Origin of the sequence: Crossiella sp. S99.2, from assembly GCF_023094165.1 — a bacterium.
Taxonomy (GTDB): Bacteria; Actinomycetota; Actinomycetes; order Mycobacteriales; family Pseudonocardiaceae; genus Crossiella.
The window spans coordinates 178,582-199,495 of the sequence record NZ_JALMDK010000016.1; the positions used below are offsets into that span (position 1 = coordinate 178,582).

At 71.0% G+C, this 20,914-nt stretch carries 14 protein-coding genes; 2 read left to right on the plus strand and 12 right to left on the minus strand.

Annotated features, from left to right (window positions below):
- Positions 1–74: 74 nt before the first annotated feature.
- The 11 genes from MZC64_RS40910 to MZC64_RS40960 all read right to left on the minus strand — a co-directional run bounded on the left by MZC64_RS40910 (position 75) and on the right by MZC64_RS40960 (position 18,498).
- Positions 75–3,398 carry a right-handed parallel beta-helix repeat-containing protein gene (locus MZC64_RS40910; RefSeq protein WP_247765025.1) on the minus strand — a complete coding sequence of 1,108 codons (3,324 nt, stop codon included), beginning with the start codon at positions 3,396–3,398 and terminating at the stop codon, positions 75–77.
- Positions 3,399–3,405: 7 nt separating this feature from the next.
- Positions 3,406–5,856, minus strand: a complete 2,451-nt coding sequence (locus MZC64_RS40915) for a hypothetical protein (protein WP_247765026.1) — start codon at positions 5,854–5,856, stop codon at positions 3,406–3,408.
- 49 nt (positions 5,857–5,905) lie between these two features.
- Positions 5,906–7,267, minus strand: a complete 1,362-nt coding sequence (eccB, locus tag MZC64_RS40920; protein WP_247765027.1) for a type VII secretion protein EccB — start codon at positions 7,265–7,267, stop codon at positions 5,906–5,908.
- Between the two features lie 6 nt (positions 7,268–7,273).
- Positions 7,274–8,683 (minus strand): type VII secretion integral membrane protein EccD, encoded by a 1,410-nt coding sequence (eccD, locus tag MZC64_RS40925; protein WP_247765028.1) that lies wholly within the window; start codon positions 8,681–8,683, stop codon positions 7,274–7,276.
- Entirely contained in the window at positions 8,680–12,714 is a 4,035-nt protein-coding gene (eccCa, locus tag MZC64_RS40930; protein ID WP_247765029.1) for a type VII secretion protein EccCa, read from the minus strand. Before eccCa ends, eccD begins: the two co-directional genes overlap by 4 nt.
- Complete coding sequence (locus tag MZC64_RS40935; protein WP_247765030.1) at positions 12,711–16,148, minus strand: hypothetical protein; 3,438 nt, start codon at positions 16,146–16,148, stop codon at positions 12,711–12,713. Before MZC64_RS40935 ends, eccCa begins: the two co-directional genes overlap by 4 nt.
- A gap of 71 nt (positions 16,149–16,219) precedes the next feature.
- Positions 16,220–16,834, minus strand: coding sequence for a hypothetical protein (locus MZC64_RS40940; protein WP_247765031.1), 615 nt, complete (start codon positions 16,832–16,834; stop codon positions 16,220–16,222).
- Between the two features lie 40 nt (positions 16,835–16,874).
- Positions 16,875–17,318 (minus strand): hypothetical protein, encoded by a 444-nt coding sequence (locus tag MZC64_RS40945; RefSeq protein ID WP_247765032.1) that lies wholly within the window; start codon positions 17,316–17,318, stop codon positions 16,875–16,877.
- Positions 17,319–17,323: 5 nt separating this feature from the next.
- Complete coding sequence (locus tag MZC64_RS40950; RefSeq protein WP_247765033.1) at positions 17,324–17,737, minus strand: YbaB/EbfC family nucleoid-associated protein; 414 nt, start codon at positions 17,735–17,737, stop codon at positions 17,324–17,326.
- Between the two features lie 92 nt (positions 17,738–17,829).
- Entirely contained in the window at positions 17,830–18,132 is a 303-nt protein-coding gene (locus MZC64_RS40955) for a WXG100 family type VII secretion target (protein ID WP_247765034.1), read from the minus strand.
- A 45-nt stretch (positions 18,133–18,177) separates the two neighbouring features.
- Positions 18,178–18,498, minus strand: a complete 321-nt coding sequence (locus MZC64_RS40960; protein WP_247765035.1) for a WXG100 family type VII secretion target — start codon at positions 18,496–18,498, stop codon at positions 18,178–18,180.
- A 443-nt stretch (positions 18,499–18,941) separates the two neighbouring features.
- On the opposite strand from MZC64_RS40960, the gene MZC64_RS40965 reads away from it, so the two are divergent.
- Positions 18,942–19,529 carry a response regulator transcription factor gene (locus tag MZC64_RS40965; RefSeq protein WP_247765036.1) on the plus strand — a complete coding sequence of 196 codons (588 nt, stop codon included), beginning with the start codon at positions 18,942–18,944 and terminating at the stop codon, positions 19,527–19,529.
- Positions 19,530–19,610: 81 nt separating this feature from the next.
- On the opposite strand, the gene MZC64_RS40970 is transcribed toward MZC64_RS40965, so the two are convergent.
- Positions 19,611–20,270, minus strand: a complete 660-nt coding sequence (locus MZC64_RS40970) for a LuxR C-terminal-related transcriptional regulator (RefSeq protein ID WP_282106717.1) — start codon at positions 20,268–20,270, stop codon at positions 19,611–19,613.
- A gap of 387 nt (positions 20,271–20,657) precedes the next feature.
- Between MZC64_RS40970 and MZC64_RS40975 the strand changes: the two genes are divergently transcribed.
- Complete coding sequence (locus MZC64_RS40975; protein ID WP_247765038.1) at positions 20,658–20,903, plus strand: hypothetical protein; 246 nt, start codon at positions 20,658–20,660, stop codon at positions 20,901–20,903.
- Positions 20,904–20,914 lie beyond the last annotated feature (11 nt).

A 20,914-nucleotide genomic window follows, 5' to 3' on the forward strand; every position in this document is an offset into this window, starting at 1 on the left:
GCGAGTTGGGCCAACTGGTACGCCGGTTTGGCCCAAGTGGGCGTACCAGTTGGCCCAAGTTGGTACGGGACGGGTCAGCCGACTGGGGCTAGGCCTTCGTCCAGGGACAGGGCGGGCAGGGTGGCGCGGGTCAGTGCGTAGAGGTCGGCCGCGGCCAGGGTGCGGGAGGCCGCTGTGGTCGCCAGGCGGTGGGCCAGCCGGTGGGCGCCGCGTGCGGTGCGGTCCTCGCCCTCGGCGAGCAGGTCGTGCAGTGCCTCGGCCACCTCCGCGGGTACCTCGTGGCCGCACCAGATCAGCTTGCGCAGGGCCAGTTCCGCCAGGTCCTCGATCTCGTACTCGGCGAAGTCCCAGCGCTCGCCGAAGCAGTCGCCGAGTTCGGTGGACAGCTCGGCCAGGGCGGCCAGCGCCGCTGGTTCGCCCAGCAGCAGCACCACCGGGCCGCCCGGGTTGCGGCGGATCGCCTGGCAGAGCGCGTCCACCGCCTCGACCCGGCGTTCCAGCGAGCCACCGGCCCAGTCGCCGTCGGCGTCGAGGAGCAGCAGTCCGCCGGTCGCGTCCTGGAATGCCTTGTCCACCAGGCTGTTCGCCTGGCCGGGCCAGCGCGGGCACAGCTGCTCGCCGAGGCTGCGGCGCAGCACCTGCCCCGTGCTCAGCACGCCGAGTTCGGTCAGCGCCTGCGCGTACAGCGCGGCGACCGCGCTACGCCCCATCCCGGAGTGGCCGGACAGCACCACGTTGGCCAGTCTGCCCGGCGGTTTTCCCTTGGCCCGCAAGGCACACAGGCGCACCAGGGTGCCCCCGGCCGCTTCCGCCACCCCCGCCAGCCCGCACAGCTGCGACAGCCGCCGCCAGCCCAGGCTGGCCTGTACCGCGGCCTCCGGGTCGGTGGCCGGGTCGGGACCGGCCTTGCGTGGCGAGACCTGTTCCAGCACCACGAGTTCGGTGTTCAGGTCGGCGCCGGTGAGCCTGCTCAGCTCGGTGTCCTTGGCCGGTGGGCTCTGGGCCAGCCGGGACGCCTGGTTGTTGACCATCGCCTCGAACAGCTTGCGCGCGACCCGGCCGTTGCCGAAGGTGTCGTTCTTGGGCACCCGCTCGAAGTAGTCGGTGAGCGCGTCCACCGCGTCGTCGGTGAGTTCGTAGTAGTGCTTGCCGCACAGGTTGGTGGTGATGGTGACCAGTTCGCCGACGCTGTAATTGGGGAACTCGATGGTGCGGGAGAACCGGGAGGCCAGACCCGGGTTGGAGGCCAGGAAGCCTTGCATCAGCTCGGAATAGCCGGCCACGATGACCACGATCTCGTCCCGGTGGTCCTCCATCATCTTCATCAGCGTGTCGATGGCCTCCTGCCCGAAGTCCGGCCCACTGCCACCGGATCCACTGGCCAGGGTGTACGCCTCGTCGATGAACAGCACGCCGCCCATGGCCTTGGTGACCACCTCGGTGGTCTTGATCGCGGTCGCGCCGATGTACTGGGCCACCAGGTCCGCCCGCGCGACCTCGACCATGTGGCCGCGCTTGAGGATGCCGAGTTCGGCCAGCACCGAGCCGTAGAGCCGGGCCACCGTGGTCTTGCCGGTGCCGGGCGGCCCGGCGAAGACCAGGTGCCTGCTCATCGGCGGCATCGGCAGGCCCATCTCCTGCCGGCGCTGGGACATCTTGATCAGGTTGATCAGGCCGACGACCTCGCTCTTGACCCCGTCCAGGCCGACCAGCGTCTGCAACTCGGCCAGCGGCCCGTCCAGGACCACTCCGGCCGCGCTGCCGATCGCGTCCGCCGGCCCGGCCTCCCGCTCCGGTACCGACCGAGCGGTAGGGCGCGGTGCGGCCGCCGGGGCGGGGTCGCCGGTGACGATCCCGTGCACCGCAAGCTGTTCGTGCTCCACGCCCCGGCGCACCGGGCTGCCCCCGCTGCCGGTGATCCGGCAGTCGGCGACCGTGGCGGGCTCCTCGGTATCCAGCAGCACGCCGTCCCCGGCACTGCCGGTGATCTCGCACTCCCGCACCTCGCCGCGGGCGCCGCTGAGCAGGTGCACACCGTGCCTGCGGGCCGAGCGCACCCGGCAGCGCAGCGCCCGCAGCACTCCCCCGGCCGCCACGCTCATCCCGTCCTCGGCCGGATCCACGATCTCACTGTCCTGAATGGACACTTCGGCGTCCTCGACCCGCAAACCGCCACCGCGCAACAACGTGGAGGCGAACTCGGCCCGCGACCCGCCTGCCACCGCCACCAGGCGCGCGCCGGATCCGCTCAGCCGCAGATCGCTGACCTCGGCCGCGGCGCCCTCGGTGAGCGCGAGCCCCAGACCGTCGGTCAGTTCGACCACCGCGTCGGTGAGCACCACCCTGGCCTGGCCCTTGAGCACCAGCGCGGCCCCGGCGGAGTCGGTCACCCGCAGGCCGGTCAGCCCGACCCGCGCGCCCGCGTCCAGCAGCAGCGCGGCCTGCGTGGCGCCCTCGACCCGCAGGCCGCCGAACTCCGGCGTCGCTGCCCCGTCCACCGCGATGCCCACCGGGCTGTCCGCCACCCGGCAGTCGTCGAAGCGCGGTGCGGCGCCACCGGTGACGTAGACCGCGACCTGCGCCGCCGAGCTGAACCGGCAGCCGCGGAACCGGGGTGCGGCCCCGTCGGCGATGTGCGCGGACTGGATGCCCGCGCCGGTGAAGTCGGAGTCGGCGATGCTCACCTCGCCGGTGGTGCGCAGGTACAGGTCGATGGTGGCGCTGCGGGTGACCACCAGGTCCCGGATCTCCGCGCCCGCGTGCTGTTCCACCACCAGGGCCGGCTTGGCCGCCTCGATGATCTCGCAGCCCTCGATCACCGCCCTGGCCTGCCCGTTGACGCAGATCCCGTTGCCACCGGCCTTGCGCACCACCACATTGCGCAGTCCGAGCGAGCCGTGCTCGGTGAGCACCACCGCGGAGGAGGCGACCTCGGTGATCTCGGTGTGCTCCACCACGCTGGGCAGCGCGGAAGTGATCACCAGCCCCACCCCGGTGGTGTTGGTGACCACGCAGTTGCGCAGCACCACACAACCCTGGTCCCTGGCCAGCAGGGCGGCCCAGGCCGAGACGGCGATCCGGCAGTCGTCGAAGGCGACCTCGCCGCGCCGGATGTCCACCGCGGCGCACTGCTCGTCCGCGCCGGTGAAGCTCAGCCCGGCGAACTGCACCGCGTCCGCCTCGACCACCACCGCGCTGCCGGTGCGCGCGGAGACCTCCACCGTGCCAGGGCCGTCCTCGGCGGTGACGGTGACCATCCGGGTCAGCACCAGGTTCTCCGCGTACCGGCCGGCGCACACCGAGATCGTCGCGCCGTCCCTGGCCTCGCGCAGTGCGGCGCCGATCGTCGGGTACGCGCCCGGCCTGCCCTCGGACACCACCAGCAACTGCCGATTCATCGGCGGCTCACCCTTCCCCACGCACGGTTCGGACCAGACCTGGCAGCAGCTCGAACCGCCGCGCCGCGGACTCCGGCATCCGCTGTTCGCCGTTGGCGGCAGCCCATTTCTCCACGCAGCGCCGCATCGAGGTGAGCGCGAGTTCGTCCAGCGCGGCCCGGTTGCGGTCCACCCGGCCCTCGGCGTCGATCTCGCCAGCCGCCAGCTCGCGCAACACGATCTGCCCACGGCTGCCCTCGGCCGGCTCGGTCACGTCGAGCACCTTGAAGTTGGTGCCGGGCACGAACAACACCCGGTCCGCAGTGGGTTCGCCGTCGGGTTCGAGCAGCTTGGTTCGGCGCGAGGTCATCGACCACAGCAACACGTCGGTCTGGTGTTCAGCCTGCTGTCGCGCGCAGGGCGCGGTGAGCGCGTTGACAAATCCCCATTCGGTGCACAGCGTCCGGCTCCGGTACAGCTCCCACTCCCTGGCGGTGGGCGTGGCGGAGAAGATCGCCGCGCCCCGGTGCGAGGGCAGCCTGCTCAGTCCGGAGACCGCGCACCGGGCGAAGGGCACGTGCGGACCGGCCAATGCCCGGCGCAGCGGCAGGTCGAGTTCGTCCCCTGCCGCGGACAGGTACAGCCGCACCGCGACCGCGTCGGTGAGCACCCGGCCGGAGGAGCGTTCCAGGGCGCTCTGGAAGCCGGGGTGTTCGGAAAGCACCCGGCCGACCGAGTTCGCCACCGCCGCGTACTCCCGGCTGAGCGCCCGGCGCAGCCATTCGCGTTCCTGGTCCAGGCCGCGTTTGGGCACCAGCGCGGCGGCCTCGGGAACGGGCGCCGCCTGCAGGGCCGAGACCCATTCGACGGCGGGCGCCGGGGGTGTGGGGGCCGCGACCGGCTCGCTGGGGGTCGAGCCGACCGCGGCCGGGGCCTCCGCCGCCCTTTTCGGGGCCACTGACGGCGAAGGCTGGCGCACCGAGTCCCGCTCGGCCGCCGGGTCCGGACTGGCGTCGGTGGCCGCGCGCACCGGTGCCAGTCCGGCTGGAACGGCGGGGGCGGCGATCTCGCGGAGAAAACCACCCCCACCGGGTTCAGGCGCGCTTTCCAGGCGCAGGGTGGCGGGCTCCTCGGGCCGCGGGACGGCGGGCTTGGCGGGCGGCTCCAGCCGCAGCCGCGGCTGGATGAGGGTCGCCGCCTCGGCGAAACCAGCAGCCGCGATACCGGGCCCCAGCGCGCCTTTGGCCGGGCCCGCGATCTCCGCCCGCCGGTGCAGGATCGCGCTCGCGGGCGCCACGCAGCTCAGCCGCTGGGCGGCGTTGTCCAGGCTGCCGAACAGATCCTCGGCGAGCTGGCGCATCCGCGCCGCGGACTCGGGATCACCCTCGTCGTAGAGCACCAGCTGGCGCTCGGCGTCGGCCTCGGCCAGCCGGATCGCCGCGGCGTTGGCGGTGTCGTAGTGCGGCCGCAGCCACAGGCCGGACTGCACGACCTCCAGCAGCGCGTCGGGGGCGTAGCCGTAGACCGCCCGGCCGACCTCCTGCACACCGAAGACCGGCGCCCGGTAGCTCACCGGGTACGGCGCCGACGGCTCCTGCCACGATTCCGTTGGCGCGTAACCGAGTTCGCCCACACTGGCCTGCCAGCCCAGCGAGCCGTCCGCGCGGACCAGGTGGATGTCCGGCTCGATCCGCGCGCCGACCGGCAGACCCGGGTAGCAGATCACGTGCTCCCCCAACGCATCCGCCACGGCCTGGCCGTAGGGCACCCCGCCCCTGCCTTCCACCGGGCCAAAACGGGCCAGTCGCAGCCGGGGGCGCACGTCCTCGGGCAGCCAGCCCCAGAACCGGGTGATGTCGTCCACGGTCACCGGGGCGGCGCCGGGGCAGCCGATCACCACGGTGCAGATTTCCGGCTGGCAGGGCACGGTGGCGATCAGCCGGGCCCGCTGCGGGCCCAGGATGTGCTCGGGTCCGCGCGGCCGCAGCCACACCCCGCCGGGCAGCGGCTCGGCCACGCCGTTGGCGCTGGTCGGCATGATCTCGGCCAGCGAGGACGGGGCCTCCCAGGCGGGCCGGGGGAATCGCTTGCCGTCCCGTTTGGGCGGCCGGCCCGGCTGGAACCGGACCCAGCCGCTGCCCCAGCCCGCGTCCACGAACAGCGAGCCGCCCACCCCGGGCATGATGTGGCCGTCCGGCGCGATGACCACCCGGTTGAGCCGCTCGGACAACCATTGCCCGGCAAGGGCGGTGGTCTCCCTGGACCGGCTGCCGATCACCAGCCGGATGCCGGACCGCTTGCGCGGCAACAACTTCGCCGTGGACTCCCACACCGAGAACGGGCTCTCCCCCGGCAGGTCGACCACCACCAGCTGGTGATCGGGATCCGCGGCCAGCCCGAGGGCCAGATCGCGGATCTCGTTGCGCAGCGCGGCCTGCGGGTGCACCACCAGCGCATTGCCGATGGTCTGGCTGGTCATGCCGCGGCCACCCTCCGGTCCACCGCGGCGCTTGGTCAGCACACTCACCTCAGCCAGTTCCTCTCTGCGGCACGCCCACCTCGGCCCGGCTCAGCGCCGGTCCACTGGGCAGCGCGGCCAGCACCTCGGCGGCCACCGGGCGCGGGGTGATCCCGCCGAAACCCAGGGCCTGGACGGCCTCGTCGTCGGCGAGCCGGTACTTGAACCCGCGGTCGGTGATCAGGTAGCGGTCCGGTTTGACCCCCGCCTTGGTCGGCGCGGGCACGGCGGCGGCCAGCAATCCGGTGCCCGGCTTCAGGTACGCGCCGGTCTGCGCGGTCATCCCGGTCCAGGCCAGCCGGCGCGGCGCGGTGACGACCTGGCTGGCGAGCTGCGCGCCGTTGGTCAGCTGCCGCAGGCAGAAGGCCCGTTGCCCGGCCGGGACCTGCTTCATCGTGAGCAGGTCCGGGAGCCGGGTGCTCAGCGAGGTGTCGGCGGAACGTGGGGCGGCGGCGATCGCGGCGGCGTCCACCTCGACCACGGACGCCCCGCGGTGGGCCCGCAGTAGCGCCACCTCGGTGCGCGACAGCGGCGCCAGGCCGTCGGCGCGCAGCACGAGGAAGTTCTCCACGCCGTTGCCCACCGCGTGCCGGAACACCGTGCCCACAGGCTGGGTCACGCCACCCACCGACGTGCCCGCGCCGCCCGAGCCGGGAATCGCGGCGGCACCAACGGTCAGTCCCTCCGGCAGGGCGGCCAGCCAGGCGGGCGCGGCCAGTGGCGGGGTGCCCGCGCCGAGGCCGAGCGCGATGGCCACGGTGGGGTCGGCGAGCCGGAGCTTCTGCTGTCCCCACACCACGTACTGCTCGCCGGAGGCGGCGGCCACCCACAGGTACTCGCGCTCGCCGATCGGGGTGGATTCGGCCTCGGGGTTCAGGTTCATGCTCAGCGCCCCGCTCCCGCCGCCGGTCTGCGGCAGGCACAGCAGCCAGGAGCCGGTGACCAGGGATCCGGGTCCAGGCACCGAATCGGGGGCGTTCGGGATGCCCACCGGCCGGCCGCGGTCCAGCTCGGCGAGGGAGGCGCGGCTGATGGTCTCCACCGTCGATCCCTGGCCCTGCACCAGCATCGCGGAGGCGTGGTTGAGCACCGGGACGAGCAGCCCGTGCTGGTAGACGTAGCGGGCGCCGCTCTCCTTCTCCACCAGGATGACCCCGGGCTTGCGCCACGCGGTGTTGCCGCCCGGGTTGATCAGCCCGTACACCCAGAAGGCGACCCCGATCAACAGGCCGAGCACCAGTCCGAAGATCACCCCGGTGACCGCGCGCCGGGCGGGCGGCTCACCGTAGTTGGTGTCGCCCAGCAACAGTGCCGCGCTCATCCGGCCCACCAGCGTCTGGTAGGCGTGCACGTGGTCCTTGCGGGTCTGCACCGGCGCTCACCCCGCCAGTCCACGCGCCCAGGCGAAAACGCCCAGCGCGTGCATCAGGAACGGGATCAGCGCGAGCGCGAGCAGCTTTTCCAGCACATCGCCGCTGTGCGGCCAGATCGGCAGCAGCCTGCGGTGCGCCGGGCGCAGCGCGGCCAGCACCAGCAGCAGCGCGCCACCCAGCAACGCGGCCACGCCGATACCGCGCCACAGGTCGGTCCACTCGGCGAGCAGGGACAGCGCGAACAGCGCCAGGCCCCAGGAGCCGGCCAGCGCGAGTCCGGTGCGCTGGCCGATGTTGAGGAACTCCCTGGCGCGCAACAGCACCAGCACCGCGAGCAGCCCGGCCAGGGTGTACTCCAGCCAGGTGGGCGCGGCCAGCAGGTACCACAGGGCCACCCCGATGACCGTGGCCGAACCGATGGCCAGCACGCTGAGGTAGCGGTCGGCGTGCCCGGTCTGGGCGACCACCTCGGCCGCGGGCGCCGGTTCCACGTCGATCTTGAGTTCCTCGGCGGTGCGCGGCAACTGGGGTCCGCGCAGCCTGGCCGTCCGGGTGGCCAGTTTGGGCGCGGCCAGGGTCAGCAGGAAGAACGTGGTGGCCACCACCACGGCGTTCTGGGTGGGGGTGAGTCCGACGCCCAGGTGCAGCCACATCGCCAGGATCCCGCCGAGACCGGCCACCGCGGCGCAGCCGAAGGGCACGATCGGCAGGTCCGGTGCCAGCAGGCGTTGCACCAGCAGCAAAGCCGCCGAGACCCCGGTCAGCGCCAGCGCGCCCACCAGCACCCCGAACGGCGCCAGCGCCAGTGTCCCGGCCACGCCTTCGGCGCCCAGCGCGCCGCAGAGCGCGGCGAACAGGCAGCCCGCGGTGCCCACCACCGCGGCCAGGCCCCGATCGGCCAGGGTGCGCGCGACGATGGTGGCCGCCACGCACAGCACCAGCGCCAGCTCCGCCGCGATGATCGAGGCGACCAGCCCGCTGGTATTGCTGAACAGGGACACCCCGATCACGCCGAAGAGCGCGCCGGTGAGGCTGAGGAACAGGGTGCGGTTGACCTGCTCGTTCCACCGGTTGCCCTGGCGGCTGACCGCGGTGGCCATCCCGTCGGCGATATCGTCGAAGTCCAGTTCCGGCAACGCTTCCTCGGCCCGCAGCAGGTGCAGCCGCTCGCCGTCGAGCCAGTCCAGGGTCTCCGGGGTGCCGTCGGGGTCGAACGGCGCCTCGCCGAGCCGTTGCAGCACCCAGGCCCCGGCCTCATCGCCGTCCGGGACGCGTTCGGCCTCCCGGAGCACCTGCCGGACCAGGGTCGGCAGCAGGGCCGAGACCGTGGTGGTGACCGGCACCGCGAGATCGGCCCGGCCGCTGGGGCCGAACACCGTGATGCGGCACAGTTCCGCGTTCCTGGTGGCGCTCATCGTTCCGCCTTCCCCGACCACGTGCTCGCGGCGACCGGGTCGTGCTGCTGGGTGTTTTCCACTGGTACGTAACCGGTCTGGATCAGCCGGATCCCGCGCCGGGTGACGAGCTGGGCGCGGCCGGGCGGCAGGGTCCGCGGCGGGGCCTCGCCGAGGAACTTGCCCTCCTCCTTGGGATAGGAGAACAACAGCGCCGGGCTGCCCAGTTCCCACAGCCGCCGCAGCAGCGGATCCATCATGCCGCGCAAGGCGTTCGCGCTGCTGCGGGCCAGGATCAGGTGGAAGCCGATGTGCACGCCCTGGGCCAGCAACGGCAGCAGGGTGTCCAGCGGGGTGCCCATGCCCATCCCGCCGCCGAACAGCTCGTAGTCATCGACCACCACGAACAACTGCGGGCCGGTCCACCAGTCGCGCCTGCGCAGGCGCTCGGAGGAGATGTCCGCGCCGGGCACCCGCCGGTGCAGGGACACCGCGGCCTTGTTCGCCAGTTCGGTCAACGCCTCCGCGCTGATCGCGTGGCCGACCCGGTAGGCATCCGGCACGATCTCGTCGAGGTCGCGGCGGGAGTCACCCAGGACGATCTTCGCCTCATCCGGGCCGTGCCCGGCCACGATCTGCCGCAGCAGCAACCGCAACGCGTTGGTCTTGCCGGTCTCGGCGTCACCGAGCATGAACAGGTGCGGGGTGGTGTTGAAGTCGTGCCAGACCGGGTTGAGCCGCTGCTCGTCCAGGCCGAGGCAGAACCGCAGATCACCTTGGGAGCGCGGCAGTTCCACCATGGGCAGCTTGGTCGGCAGCAACCGCACGCCCGGCGCGCTGCGCCCCGGCCAGAAGATGCGCACTTCCTCCACAATGGACTTGGTCGCCGCGGCCAGATCCTCCACATCGGACACTCCGTCCAACCGGGGCAGGCCGGCCAGGAAGTGGCAGCCCGAGCTGGTCAGGCCCCGACCCGGCTGGTTCGGCACGGTGGCGGCCTTGCGGCCCTGCACCTCCGACTCCATCGCATCGCCCAGCCGCAGCTCGAACCGGGTGCCCAGCACATCGCGCAGCCAGGGCCGGATCTCCGACCAGCGGGTGGAGGAGACCACCAGGTGCACGCCGTAAGACAGGCCGCGGGCGGCGATCTCGGTCAGCTTGGTCTCCAGATCGCCGAAGTCCTGGCGCAGGGTGAACCAGCCGTCGATGACCAGGAACACCTCGCCGTGCGCGTCCTCGACCCTGCCCTCCCGCCGGGCCAGGCGGTAGTCGGCCATCGACTCGAAACCCAACTCGGCGAAGCGGGACTCGCGCATTTCCATCACCTGCACGACCTCGGCCAGGGTGCGCACCACCCGGTCACGGTCCATCCTGGTGGCCACCGAGCCGACGTGCGGCAGACCGCTGATCGACATCAGCCCGCCGCCGCCGAAGTCCAGGCCGTAGAACTGGATCTCCTCCGGGGTGTGGGTCAGCGCCAGGCCGAGGATGAGCGTGCGCAGCAGGGTGGACTTGCCGGTCATCGGCGCGCCGACCACGCCGACGTGGCCGTCCGCGCCGGAGAGGTCGGCCACCAGCAGTTCGCGCATCTGCTCGTACGGCAGGTCCACCAGGCCGACCGGCACCCGCAGCCGGGCCCGCACCGCGGGATCGTCCACGGTCATGCCGAGGTCGGGGTGCGGCACCACGCTGGGCAGCATCGAGTCCAGGCTGGGCGAATGCGACAGCGGCGGCAGCCACACCTGACGGGCGGCCGGTCCCGCGCCGGCGAGCCTGCCGATGAGCACCTCGGCCAGACTCGGCGCGTCCTCACCCGCGGCCCGCTCCTCGGCTTCGGTGGCTTCCTCCTGCTCCTCCTCGATTTCGGCGCGGATCTCGTGCTGGCGAGGGTTGGGCTGGGTGTAGAAGGGCGCGACCTCACCCGCCACGGTCTCGGCCTCGACGCCGGGGCCGCCGCTGGGCGCGGTGGTCCGGCAGGGGCCGGAGACGTAGGCGCCTTTGAACCGGATCAGCGTGGAGGTGTCGATCTTGAGGTAGCCGTTGCCCGGTCCGGGCGGCAGTTCGTAGGCGTCGGCGACCCCAATGACGCTGCGGGATTCCATCGAGGAGAAGGTGCGCAGCGCGACGCGGTAGGACAGGTGGCCCTCGACCCGGTGGATGCGGCCCTCGTCAAGTCGTTGCGAGGCAAGGAGAAGGTGCACGCCAAGGGAGCGGCCGAGCCGTCCGATGGAGACGAACAGTTCCATGAACTCCGGTTTGCTGCCCAGGAGTTCGCTGAACTCGTCCACGATCACCAGCAGGGTGGGCAGTGGGGTGAGCTGGCCGCCGGTGGTGCGCGCCTTCTCGTAGTCGAACAGCGAGGAGTACCCGCTCTCCCGCAGGATCTCCTGGCGGCGGGTCATCTCCCCGTTGAGCGAGTCCTGCATGCGGTCCACCAGGGGCAGTTCGTCGGCCAGGTTGGTGATCACCGCCGAGGTGTGCGGCAGCTTGTCCATACCGAGGAAGGTCGCGCCGCCCTTGAAGTCGACCAGGACCAGGTTGAGCACCTCGGAGGAGTGGGTGGCCGCGAGCGCGCAGACCAGGGTGCGCAGCAGCTCGCTCTTGCCGGATCCCGTTGCCCCGATGAGCATTCCGTGCGGGCCCATGCCGCCCTGCGCGGATTCCTTGAGGTCGAGTTCGACCACCTCGCCGTCCTCGGTGACCCCGATCGGCACCTGCAACCTGGCCCGCTGCGGGGTTTTCTGCCGCCACTGCGCGGCCACGTCGAAGGTGTGCACATCGCGGATGCCGAGCAGGGTGGTCAGCTCGAAGTCGTTTTCGAACGGCCGGTCCACGATGTCCACCGTGCCGCTGGTCCGCTTGGCCGCCAGCACCCGCGCGAGGGTCTCGGCCTGCACCGGGCTGAGCTGATCGCAGGTGGCCGAACCGGTGTCGGTGTCGGCCGGGTAGGACACCCGGCCGTCCTGACAGGTCAGCCGCAGCACCTTGGCGCCACCGGGCAGTTCCCCGGTGGCGTCCAGCAGCACCACGTTGCGCAGCCCCGGTCCCAGCAGCGGGGAGTGCGCCGGGATGGCGGCCAGGTGCGCGAGGATCACCACGAACGGTTCGGCCGCACCGGGCAGCACGCTCTTGTCGTGATCACCCCGGGAGAGCACCTCGGGGCCGAGCAGGTCAAGCAGCTCGTCGTGATCGCAGGAGAGCAGACGTAGGGGCCCGGCCGCATCGTGGGCGACCGGGTGTGCGGTGTGCGGAAGCCATTTCACCCAGTCCCATTCGGACTGGTTGCGTGCCCCGGTCAGCACGGCGATCCGCAGTTCGTCCGGGGCGTGGAAGCTGACCAGCTGGCCGAGCATGGCGCGCAGCAGTCCGGCCACCGCGTCCGGGTCGCCGGCGAACTCGACGCTGGTGAAACTACGCAGCCCCACCGGGATCGGGATGCCGGTCACCGTCCGGTAGGTCTCGCTGAAGCGGCGCAACGAGATCGCCGACAGCGGTTCCAGGTCCTCGATCGGTTTGGTGGCGGGCGGGGTGAACTCCATGACCGCCTGCTGGGTGCCCAGCCCGAGCCGCACCCTGGCGAAGTCGTCGTGGCTGCCCCGCCGCTCCCACAGCCGGGGCCCACCGGCCAGCGACCACAGTCCGGACGGCGCGGGATTGTTCCACACCACGGCTTTGCGTTGCGCCTCAGAGCTTTCCCGCGCCTTGCGGCGGAGCTGGCCGATGTAGCGCAGGTAGTCCCGGCGTTCGGCGTTGAGCTTGCGCTTGCGCTCCATGGAATCGCGCAGGAACTGGGTGATCCCCATCGCGACCATGCCGATGCCCATCGCCCCAGCCATGATCAGGATCAGCGGTGACGCGCCGCCGCCACCGGCCGAGGAGAACATCAGGATCATCACCAACGGCCCCATGGCCATCGGGATGAACATCAGCACCGAGCTGAGATCCCGCGCCGCCGGCTCCGGCATCACCGGCGGTTCCTGGAGTTCCTCCTCCCCCTCGGGCAGCTCCGGCCCCGCCACCCGGGGCCCGCGTTTGACCGTGACCGTGCTCATCCGATCACTCCCGGAGCCGCTGCTTTCGGTGCGCCCCAGGCACTGCTGTCCCGCCGGAGCAGATCGGCGGCGGTGCGTTCGGGCGTCTCCTCCTCGGTCTGCTCGGGCTGGACCTCCTCCACCGAGGCGTCCTCCTCGCTGCACGTCCCCTGCTCGTCCGGCTCGAACGGCCGGGGCAGGAACAGCGCGGGATCCACCGGCCGGTCGGACTCGGGCGCACGCACGGCACGGGCGGAGGCGGACACCCCGCTGTGCGCCCAGGCCGTGTCTTCCCGCACCGTGTACTCCGGTGCCTCGGGCTCCTCCGCCCGCTGCCCGGCCAGGCCACCGAGTCCGAACAGGCTGCCGGCCAGGGGGAGATCCCAGGAGCTGGTGTCCTCCTCGTTCTCGGCGGGCGCGACCACCGCGATCCGTTCCTCCTCCGGCGTCACGGCGGCAACAGCCCACTCCGCGGTGGTGCCGGCCGGGGTGTCGACCCCATGCGGATCACCCAGCCCGGCCACCTCTGGAGCCTCCCAGGGCTTGACCTCGCCCCCGATCAGCCCGGACGCGTCCGACCGCTCGCTGTTCGACGCGCCAGCGGGCGCCATCGGCATGCCGGGCGGCGGCATCATCGGCATACCAGCCGAATCCGGCGACTTCGCCCCCGGCCCGGCAGCCCAGTCCTGCCCGGTGGCCGGCGGGGTGTCGACCCCACGCGGGTCACCCAGCCCCGGAGCCTCCGGAGCCGTCCAGGGTTTGACCTCGCCCCCGATCAGCCCAGACGAATCCGACCGATCCCCACCCGACGCACCACCGGCCGCACCGCCCGGCGCACCCGGCGGCGGCATCATCGGCGCGCCAGCCGAATTTGCCGACGCCCCACCCGGAGCAGCAGCCCGCTCTGTCCCGACGACCGCTGGCATCTCCACCCCACGCGGACCACCCAACCCGGGCGCCTCCGCCCCCTTCCAGGGCTTGATCTCCGCGCTCGGGGCACCACCACCGGGTGCAACCGGCGCACCGGGCGGCATCGTCGGCACACCAGGCGGATTCGGCAACGACAGGCCCGGAGCGACAACCCGCTCCTTCCCAACAACCGCCGGAGTATCCACCCCACGCGGATCACCCAACCCCGGCGCCCCCGGCCCCTTCCACGGCTTGACCTCCCCGCCGATCAACCCAGAAGAATCCGACCGCTCGCTCTTCGGCGCGCCACCGCCAGGCGCACCACCGGGAGCCATCGGCGCAGCGGGCGGCATCATCGGCATCTCGGGCGGGTTCGGCAACGACACACTCGGTGCGACCACCCGCTCCTTCCCGACCGCCGCCGGAGTGTCCACCCCACGCGGATCACCCAGCCCGGGAGCCTCCGCCCCCTTCCACGGCTTGACCTCCCCACCAATCAGCCCAGAAGAATCCGACCGATCCCCACCCTGCGCGCCACCAGGCGCACCACCACCGGGAGCCATCGGCGCACCAGGCGGCGGCATCATCGGCATACCAGCCGGATTCGGCGACTTCGCCCCCGGCCCGGCCGCCCAATCCTGCACATCACCCTTCGCCACCTCACCCGGCCCGCGCGGATCCCCCAGCCCAGGAAGCCCCTTCCCCTTCCACGGCTTGACTTCCCCGCCGATCAGCCCAGACGAATCCGACCGATCCCCACCACCAGCACCACCGGGCGCACCGCCACCAGGAGCCATCGGCATACCCGGCGGCGGCATCATCGGCATACCAGGCGAATTCGGCTTCGACGCACCCGGCGCGACCCAGTCCTTCTGCGGGTTGTGCGGGATCTGGGGATCGCCGAGACCGGGCATTTTGGGGCTCTGCCAGGACTTGCCATCGCCGATCGGACCGTGCGAACCGGGCCGGTCCACGTGACTGCCGCCGGGCAGGCCGCCCGCCCCCGGCCCCGAGCCGGGGTGGAACGGCATCGGCGGAGGCACAGTGGCCTCGCGGCGGTCGGACAGTTTGGGCGCGTCGGGGTGGTTGCCCGCGGCCCAGTCCTTGGGGTTGGGCAGGTTCTGCCCGCCAGGGGGCTTGTCGCCGGTCCACTTGTGCAGATCGGGCGCCGGCGGCTTGTGGAGGTCGGGCAGCGACGGCGGCTTGACGCCACCGGGCGGGGGCGTCGGCTGGAAGCGGTTCGGCACGTCACTGCCCGGCAACTTGGGGGGCGGGGTGGCCGCGCCCGGCGACCTGGGGGACGTCGTGCTGCTGCCCGGCGACCTGGGTCCACCCGCCGAGCCCGGCGGCGGAGTCGGCAGGAAAGGCAGCGGCGGCGCGACCGCATTGTTGTGGACCGGCGGTTTCAGCGCCGAACCACCGGGCACGCTCTTCGGCGCGGACTCCGGACCGCCCGGGATGTGGGCCAGCGTCGGCGAGAGCGGCGGCATCGAGCCGCTGTGGCCGGGTGCGTTCGGCCCCGCACCACCGGACCCTGGCACGCTCTTCGGCGTGAACTCGTTCGGCGCCCGATTGCCGATCCCCCCGCCGCCCGGCGGCGAACTGGCGTGGAAACTGGGCGGGGCGCTGGCGGTGAAATCACCCGCGGCGTGCTCACCCGGTCCCTTGCCACCCGGCGGCTTGATGGCGAAAGCCGGGCTCAACGGCGGACTGTTCACCTCCGACGGCGGCTTGATGGCGACCGCCGGACTCAGCGGCGGACCGTTCCGCAGTTCGGGCGGCAGGTTGTCCAGTCCCAGCTTGTTCGGCCCGCCCGGCCCGCTGCCGAGTGGATCGGGGGTCGGCACCTTCTGCAGTTCGGTGTCGAACCGCTTCTCCTGGTAGTTCCCGGCGAGGGTCTTCAGCACCGACCGCATGTCCTTGGTCATCTGTTCGACGACGAGCGGGAACTCGCTGACCTTGGTCTTGTTGTTCTCCAAGGTGATGTCGATGCCGTAGTGGTGCGCCTGGGTCTCCGCCGCGATGCGCCGGGTCTCGGCGGCGTAGTGCACGTCGATGTCGTGCACGGTGCGACGCGCCCACTCAAGGTAGTTGCCCGCCGACCACAACTGCTCGGGCACGGGGTCCATTCCGGACGGGCCGCCGGCGATCTGCTCGGCCTGCTGCAGGAACGCCTTGGAGAACGGCGTCATCAGCCCCAGGAAGGCGGTCGCGGCCTCGCCCTGCCAGGGGCGGCCTTCGCCTGCTAGGGCCTCGGCCTGGTCGCGAATGCTGTTGCCCACCATGGTCAGCACCACCCTGGCCTCCTGGAAGGTCAGCGCGGCGTTCCACAGGGTGCTGGGATCGGACTTCCCGTCCAGCTCGTGCACGGCTTTCTTGCCGTGCCCGCCGGCCACCCCGTGGATCGCGGCCTTGATGGTCTTCCAGTCCCAGGAGTCGTAGTCCGCCTTGGACATGGTCTGCGAGCCATCGCCGGTGGCGACGACCGCGCCGTCGACGACCTTGAAACCGGTGTTCTTGGACTGGTCGTTTGCTTCGTCAGCCATTGTCCAGAGCTTTCGTCCAGGGCGGGGCAGACCGCGGTGTGCAGGGGGAACGCGGGGTCAGCAGGCGGCAGTCACTTGGTGCGGGAGTCTTCCCCGCCACCACCCTTGGCACCGTCACCGATACCGCCAAGGCCACTGCCGCCGACCGCGCCCGCACCGCCGACCATCGAGATGATGCGCTGCCTGGCGTTCTCGATGTGCTCGCTGAGATCCTTGCCAGTGGCGGAGTTCAGCTCCTCCGTGGTCGCGTAGGCGGTGGCCAGCTTCTCCAGCTCTTCCGCCGCCTGGGTGATCGCGTTGATCGCGTTCATGGTGAACTTCTCGGTGGCATGCTGGATCGAGGTCACCCCGCCCGAGCTGTCCCCGGTTTTCGACCCGGTCACCTTCTTCACCAACTCGAAGGCGTCGAAGAACACCCCTGGCGCGAGCTTGGTCTCCCGGATCTTGTGCAGCACATCCTTCAACGGCGGAATCAGCGAACGGATGTTCGTCGCGAACTCCTTCAACGCCTCCGTGCTGACCCGCGTCCCCGCACCCGAACCGTCCTCTGTGGACGGTACCTGCGGCGGCGGGAACCTCTTGCCGACATCGCCGTCGGAAAGCCCGCCCCAGGCCGGGTCGGCCTTGGTGTTGATGTCGTAGTCCTTCGCCGACATCCCCTTGATCTCGTCCTTCTTGCTTGCCACTCCCGCGCTCCTGTTGTCTCTGGTGAGGTCGTGCTCGCGATCAGCCGGACTTCTTGCCCGTTGGCATGTTCCGGCGCAGGTCCACCGCCACCGCTTCGCTCTGCTCCTCCGCTGCCGCGGCGAGTTTTCCCAGCGCGCCCATGGATTCCCCGGTCGTGCCCACCGCCGTGCCGATCGAGTACAGGACGCTGATGACCGAGTTCACGCCTTTTGCGTAGCCACCCTGGAACTTGTCCCATGTCTCGTCCGTCTCGCCGTTGACCAGCGGCGGGTGACTGAGCAGCTCGCCGAACTGGCCCGCGAACTGGGCGAAGGCGACGCCCAGGTGCCGGAAGTTCTCCGCGGCGCCGGCCAGGGCGTCGGTGTCAAACCTGATGTTCTCCCCGCCACCGCCCAGATCCACCGGGTTTCCGCCACCGGCTGGGGACGAGGGCGCGGAGCCGTTCTCGGCGCCGCCACCGGGAGTGGCTGGTTTGGTCGACACGGGTGTCACTCCCCGCTCTTGGCGCGGTCACCGGAATCGGCGCCCGTGCGTGGTTCCGCCGACATCAGTTCCTGGAGATCCAGCTTGCCGCTGAACAACTTGTGCGCGTCAACGCCTTCGGGCAGGCTCGGCGCGAGCAACTCCGCGGCCGCGTGCGTGGCCTGGTCCTGGGCCTTGCGCAGGGTGTCGAGCAGGGCGGCGGCCAGTTCCCTCGGCGCCATGTTCTTGTACGCGCCGGTGGGAAAGGAGATGTCCTTGACCACACCGCCATGTCCGACGGTGACCGACACCGTGTTGCGTGGCGCCGACACCGTGCAGGAGATCTCACCGAGCTGCCGCTGGGTCTCCCGCACCTGGTCGAACTGCCGGCGGTACTGCGCGTAGAGCTGTTCCACCTGCTCCGATCGCGGCGTGGACACCGGTTCCTCCCAACGATTTTCCTTGGTACCACACGATTTCGGTCAGGAGCGGAGCACCGCCGGGTGGCTTCGCCTCGACGGTGCTCCGGACCTCACTTGACGCTGTAGCCACCCCAGGCGTTCATGCCGGTGTGCTCAACCTTCAGGTAGCCCGCGGTGATCTGCTGCAGCGCGGTCTCCGCGGCGTTGAGGCTGTGCGGCATGCGCTGGGCGGCCGCGTCCCACTGCGACTTGGCGACCAGGTACTGGTCCTTGGCGCCGTCCTGCCAGTCCTGCAGGGTGCTGGTGATCTGCTGGTGCATGTTCTCCAGCTCGTTCTGCAGCTGCTTGGTGATCGCGGCCATCTGGTCGCTGACCGTGTCGGCCATACCCCGGTTGAAGGTATAGGTAGGCAAGGCGCTGTCCTCTCGTTTCGCTGACGGAGTAAGGGAATGACGCGATCAGACGCCGGGGAGGCCGCCGCCGCCCGCGCCGACCGGGATCCGGGCCGCGGTGTCCGCGTTGGCCTGCTCGCCCGCGGTGATGACCTGGCGGTTGCCGTTCATCATCTCGATCATCTCGCCCAGCTTGTTGACGATCAGCGTGCAGTCGTCCAGCCACGCCTTCATCGAGGTGTCGTAGGCGATCGAGGCATCGCCGCTCCAGGTGGACTTCAGGCTCGCGAGGGCGCCGGACACCGTGTTCATGCCGTTGCGCGCGACGCTCTGGGTGCTGCCGAGGTGCCCAGCGGCCTGCAGCATTCCCGGGGTTGTTGTTGACACACCAGCCATGGAAAAACCATCTCCCTTAGTGAACGATGCCACTTCACACGAAGCCGCTTCGCCGCCAGCAGACCGGATGAATGCATCAAGCACAACGACCGTGGTCTAGACATGTACAGATGAACTGCCCGGGTGCCCGTTCTGACCGACAACAGGGCACGGAAGCAACGTCGGGCAAGGTTGGTTTTCCACCATTTTCCGGACATTTCCGAAACCCGCAGGCCCCGGTTGCCCGAACACACATAAGCACCTGCCCGACCGGGCAACTGTGACAAACCTATGACCGCGTTCGTCCTGGCCAGGCACTTCGCCCGGCTGCATGTGACCATCGGAGAATGCCGCCGCATAATCTGTTGAACCCGGACTTGATCGGCACTGAGATCACCTCGCGAGAAGAGAATGGGTATTCGATTTCCCGTTCCTCACCTGCGATCAAGGTCGCGGTGAACGCGACCGACTGGCTGAGCCGACGGGGGCTGCGGACCAGGCTGGAATGCCACCCTGAGCTGCGAGTACTGGACGACACCGGCACCGCGGACGTGGTCGTGGTGGCCACCAGGTTCGGCACCCCGTCCGCGGTGGCGCTGCTGCGCCGGGGCTGTCCCACGGTGGACCAGGACACGCCGACCGTGCTGGTCACCAGTCAGGTGGACAACCTGCGGCTGCTGGTCGAGCAGCAGGTGGTGGAGGTGCTGCCGCGCAACTCGGCCACCTCGGAGGACCTGTTCACCGCGGTGGCCGCCGCCAGCGAACGCGCCGAGGTCAGCCCGGCCTGCCTGCAGACCAGGCTGGCCGACCGGGCCGCCACCCATTTCGGCCAGCAGGGACAGGTCGAGGCGAACGCGCTGAACGACCGGGAACAGGCCGTGCTGCGCCTGCTCGCCGAAGGCTGGGACACCAATCGGATCGCGGAACAGCTCTGCTACTCCGAGCGCACGGTGAAAAACGTGCTCTACGGAATGACCAGCCGGCTGAGCCTGCGCAACCGGGCGCACCTGGTGGCCTACGCCATCCGCACCGGAATGATCTGAACCGGCCAGACCGGGAAAACCGAACGATCAGCCACCAGTCGCATTCGGCTGGTGGCTGATCTTTATCCGCGGCGCGTGCGCTCAGATCATCCCGGCGCGCAGGGCATAGGCCACCGCGTGCGGCCTGCTGTTCAGCTTCAGCCGCTGGGCGAGGCCGGAAACGACGTTCTTCACGGTGCGCTCGGAATAGCAGAGCTGGGCGGCGATCTCCGCGGTGTCCCAGCCATCGGCAATCAACCGCAGCACGTCCACCTCACGCGCGCTGAGTCCGGCGGCGTTCACGCTCTTGCCCGCCAGCAAATCCCGCTGCATCCGCTCCACGTGTTTGAGCAGTTCGCCGAGCATGGCGGGCGGCAGCACTCCCCCGCCCGCGGCGGCCGCGCGCACGCCGTGCACCAGCCGGTCACCGGTGGCCGCCGCCCTGGGCAGCACCGCGACCACCCGGCACTCCAGCGCGGCCAGCAGCTGGGATTCCGCCAGCTTCTCCACCACCAGCACCACCGGCGCCCCGTCATCGCCGGACACCCGGCGCAGCAACGAGAGCAGCTCGGGGGTGAGCGCGTCGGTGGCCACCACCCGGACCTCGGCGGGCGCGGACTCGATGCCCTGCTCCACCACGAACTCCGGCTGGGCGGACAGGGTGCTGAGGATGCCTTCGGCGGTGAGCGGATCCGGTGCGTGCACCGTGACGCGAATGGCTCGCACTGCGCTCTCTCCATACCTGTGGGGCAACCGGATCATCTTGGCGGGCACCGGCGCCGAAGACATCAGCCATCGGACACCCACCCCAACGACACCGGGCCAACCTGGGAAAACGGGACTGGTACTGCCTTTCGCGGCGGTGATCGCCGACCGTCCACGGTGGTTCGTGGTCGCACCTGCGGAGTACACCCAGTGTCCCCCAGGTGATTCCTCCGACCGCATCGCGTTCGCGGCGGCGGCAGGCGGAGACCATGCCCCGCAACCTACGACCTGGCCGGGCTTCAGTGCTTTCGAAGCGGGCACCGGAAGGTGGTCATACGGGCATACCGGCCGGTTTTCCGGGCAACCTCGGCGGTTCCGCGGGTCCGATCGGCCGGAGAGTGCTGGACTGCTGGCGGGTTGACCGCGGAACTGGCTGGAGGAGAGATGGCGAGCAGCGACACCGGGTACAGCGGACTGGCCGGGGACCTCTTCCTGAGCCTCGCCGAGGACGGACGGCTCGCCCTGGCCCCGGAGCAGGCCGGGGCCATCGTGGACGACCTGGTCCGCACCCTGGACTCGGTGCACCTGTTGCTACGCGGATCCACCGCGGAACAACGCGGCCTGGAAGCCGCCCAGCGCGAACTCCCCAAGTACATCGAGGCATTCCGCCTGGTCCGAGACCGCGGCTGACGCCGAGTTGG

Excerpts from the sequence above, each read along its gene's own strand:
- MZC64_RS40910 (WP_247765025.1), bottom strand. The coding sequence starts at position 3,398 with ATGAATCGGCAGTTGCTGGTGGTGTCCGAGGGCAGGCCGGGCGCGTAC.
- MZC64_RS40915 (WP_247765026.1), bottom strand. The coding sequence starts at position 5,856 with ATGACCAGCCAGACCATCGGCAATGCGCTGGTGGTGCACCCGCAGGCC.
- eccD (WP_247765028.1), bottom strand. The coding sequence starts at position 8,683 with ATGAGCGCCACCAGGAACGCGGAACTGTGCCGCATCACGGTGTTCGGC.
- eccCa (WP_247765029.1), bottom strand. The coding sequence starts at position 12,714 with ATGAGCACGGTCACGGTCAAACGCGGGCCCCGGGTGGCGGGGCCGGAG.
- MZC64_RS40935 (WP_247765030.1), bottom strand. The coding sequence starts at position 16,148 with ATGGCTGACGAAGCAAACGACCAGTCCAAGAACACCGGTTTCAAGGTC.
- MZC64_RS40970 (WP_282106717.1), bottom strand. The coding sequence starts at position 20,270 with ATGATCCGGTTGCCCCACAGGTATGGAGAGAGCGCAGTGCGAGCCATT.
- MZC64_RS40975 (WP_247765038.1), top strand. The coding sequence starts at position 20,658 with ATGGCGAGCAGCGACACCGGGTACAGCGGACTGGCCGGGGACCTCTTC.